This is a genomic window from Bradyrhizobium sp. NBAIM03, assembly GCF_020194055.1.
GTDB lineage: Bacteria > Pseudomonadota > Alphaproteobacteria > Rhizobiales > Xanthobacteraceae > Bradyrhizobium > Bradyrhizobium yuanmingense.
Window position 1 is genome coordinate 1 of the sequence record NZ_JADYVS010000163.1, and the last position, 442, is coordinate 442.

Below are 442 nucleotides of genomic sequence, written 5' to 3' on the forward strand. Positions count from 1 at the left end.
GTATGCCGCCGTTCCGTCGTGGCGCTGCGGCTTACACGGCATCTAGCACGCCCCGTTCCCGTGCAGGCTCGCTCTGCGGTCTTTTTGATTTCTTGGCAGTTAATTGCGAAATAGTTGAGGTGGCAGTTTCCCGATGTGCCCGTTGTTACGTCAGGTAGAAGACTTGGGCGAAGGCAACGTCTTGGCGCGACCGCCGCGCGTCGCAAGCCAGCACAGGATCGACCCCGCCACCACCATCGCTGCCCCCTTCCAGAACGTCAGGGACAGCGGGGCATGCAGCAGCGCCGCTGCCAGGGCCGCAGAAAACACCGGGATGAAATACGACGCGCCCGCCAATACCGTGACGTTGCCATGCAAAATGCCGACGTTCCACGCTGCGTAGCCAAACCCCATTGCCGACGCGGCCAACGCAAGATAGATCAACGCGGACACGCTGAAGTCC

The 442-nt window shown here is 61.5% G+C and carries 1 protein-coding gene; it reads right to left on the minus strand.

Annotated features, from left to right (window positions below; all coding sequences use genetic code 11):
* Positions 1–150: 150 nt before the first annotated feature.
* Positions 151–442, minus strand: a 292-nt coding sequence (locus I6F21_RS37890; RefSeq protein WP_225184404.1) for an EamA family transporter, incomplete at its 5' end; no start/stop codon positions are given.